At 72.1% G+C, this 2,319-nt stretch carries 2 protein-coding genes; one reads left to right on the forward strand and one right to left on the reverse strand.

All coding sequences use genetic code 11. From position 1 onward, the window contains the following. The coding region (locus CWC38_RS11605; RefSeq protein WP_133306263.1) for an ROK family transcriptional regulator at nucleotides 1–1,103 on the reverse strand (1,103 nt) is incomplete at its 3' end. Between the two features lie 281 nt (nucleotides 1,104–1,384). Between CWC38_RS11605 and CWC38_RS11610 the strand changes: the two genes are divergently transcribed. After that, nucleotides 1,385–2,263, forward strand: a complete 879-nt coding sequence (locus CWC38_RS11610; RefSeq protein WP_121846864.1) for a phosphatase PAP2 family protein — start codon at nucleotides 1,385–1,387, stop codon at nucleotides 2,261–2,263. Nucleotides 2,264–2,319: the final 56 nt, after the last annotated feature.

Consider the following 2,319-nt stretch of genomic DNA (forward strand, 5'->3'; position numbering starts at 1 on the left):
GTCCGCGGGTGCGTGCCGCCGTGCAGGGCGTAGCGCCGGACGGACTCGTCCAGGGGGGCCAGCACGAGCTCGCCCGCCCGGGAGAGGTCCCCTCCCAGCACCACGAGCTCCGGGTTCAGAAGGTTGCACAGCTGCGCCACTGCGCCGCCGAGCAGCCTCCCGGTGTCCGCGACCACCCGGCTGCACCCGGGGTCCCCCGCCAGGGCGGCGTCCACCACGTCCCGCACGCTGCGGGGCTGCCGACCCGAGGGGCGGACGAGCTCCAGCACCGCCGAGCTGGAGACGAAGGTCTCCAGGCACCCCCGGTTGCCGCAGCGGCACAGCCCGGCCCGCTCGTCCAGGGTGACGTGCCCGATCTCCCCGGCGGCTCCGCTGGCTCCGCGGTAGAGCCGCCCTCCCAGCACGAGACCGGCGCCCACGCCGTGCGAGACCTTGAGGTAGGCCATGTCCTGCACGCCTCGCCCCGCACCCAGGGTGTGCTCGCCCACGGCACCGGCGTTCGCGTCGTTCTCCACGACCACCGGGCAGTCCAGGACACGTGAGGCGGTGGCCTGCACGTCGAGCCCCGCCCAGTGCGGCAGGATCGCCCGCGAGTCGAGGCCCTTTCCGTCCGCGTCCACGGGGGCGGGCAGGGTGAGGCCCGCCCGCAGCACCCTGTCCGCGGTGATCCCCAGCCCGGTGCGCAGCTCGGAGAGGATCTCGCGTGCGGTGGCGAGCACCTCGGTGGCGCGGTGCCCCGCGGGCAGGTCCGTGCGGCGTCGGGCGCGGATGGTGAGGTTCAGGTCCGCCACCGCCACCTCCACGTGACGGTGGCCCACGTCCACCCCCAGCAGGAAGCCGGCGCTCGCGCTGAACCGCACGCGCTGTCCCCGCCTGCCCCCGTGCTCGCCCTCGACGGCGAGGAGGTCGCACGCGGTGAGCTCCTTGACGATCGAGGAGACCGTCGACGGCGCCAGTGCCGTCTCGCGTGCGATGCCCGCCTGGGTGACGTCCCCCAGGGACCGCACCGCGTCCACCACGCGACGACGGTTCGCCACGCGCAGGGCCGCCTGTGAGCCGGGGGCTGCGGCACCCCCCGGCGCGGTGGTGGGGTGAGACGACATGGAGGACATCGGCGTCCCTTCCGTTCCCGAACACTTCGTGACGCCTGAGTGTAGTCATCGTTCGGGCGGTGCATTCGACACACGGAGTTCCCAGGAAAGGCCGGGCGCACGCGGCCGCAACCCCGGTTTTGTATCCCATTACATATGAATATATAGGTATCAAAAGACTATGGGTTGTTTTACCACAAACGTTTCACGTGAAACTGTCCGCCGTGCCCGCCACACAGCTCACGACACGCCCGGTTCAGGAATCACTCGGTGTCTCGTGTCACCATTGGTGCATGACCAATCCGGCGCAGTATTCTTCCCCCTCGCCGGGCGGGTCCCCGTGGCAGTTGCCGCAGTTGCGTCACCGCGTGGCCGTTCCCCTGGTCGTGGTGCTGCTGACAGCGACAATCGGTCGTCTGCTGGTGCTGTCACCGCAGATCACCGCCGGGGAAACCGCGTTGCTCGAGGGGATCTCCCAGCATCGCAACGTTCTTCTGGACACCGTGGCCACCGTGGTGCAGATGGCCCTGTCCAACGGGGCCGTGGTCCTGATCATCGCGGCCGTCATCGGGTGGTTGGCCGTGATCCGGCGTCGGCCCCTGGATGCCGTGGGCTTCGGCATCACCGCCCTGGCAGGGTGGGCGGCCGTCGGGCTCGTCAAGGTCGCGGTGGAGCGACCGCGTCCCGAGCTCTCCGGCGACCCCCTGGGCGCGGTCACCGGCTCCCTGTCCTTCCCCTCCTCGCACACGGGCGCCGTGGTGGCCATCGTCCTGGCCCTGAGCCTCGTGGCCTCGCGCGCCCGCAGCCGGCGCACCATCCTGCTCTGGGGTTCCCTGGGCGTGGCGCTGGTGGGCCTGGCCCGCATGTACTCCGGGGCCCACTACCCCCTGGACGTCGTGGCTGCGGTGCCGGTGGCGTTCGTGGGGGTCATGGCAGGAGCGTCCCTCGCCAACAAGGTGGTCCCGGCACTGGCCTTCGGCTTCTCGTGGCAGCAGGAGGGCGTCACCGTTGACGCCCCAGCCACCCGTCGCGCCCCCGCACAGGCAGCCCACGCCGACGCCGCCCGCTCGCGCCCCGCGGCCACGGCACCCGCCAGGACGGCACCGGCCGCACGGGCCGGCTCCCGTGCGGCAACCGCCCACCACGAGGAACGGACGGACCGCGCCGCCTGACCCGATACCCCTCCCACCACGAACGACGGCGGGCCGGACCTCGCAAGGTCCGGCCC

Source organism: Kocuria tytonicola, from assembly GCF_003687455.1.
Taxonomy (GTDB): Bacteria; Actinomycetota; Actinomycetes; order Actinomycetales; family Micrococcaceae; genus Kocuria; species Kocuria tytonicola.

Excerpts from the sequence above, each read along its gene's own strand:
- CWC38_RS11610 (WP_121846864.1), top strand. The coding sequence starts at position 1,385 with ATGACCAATCCGGCGCAGTATTCTTCCCCCTCGCCGGGCGGGTCCCCG.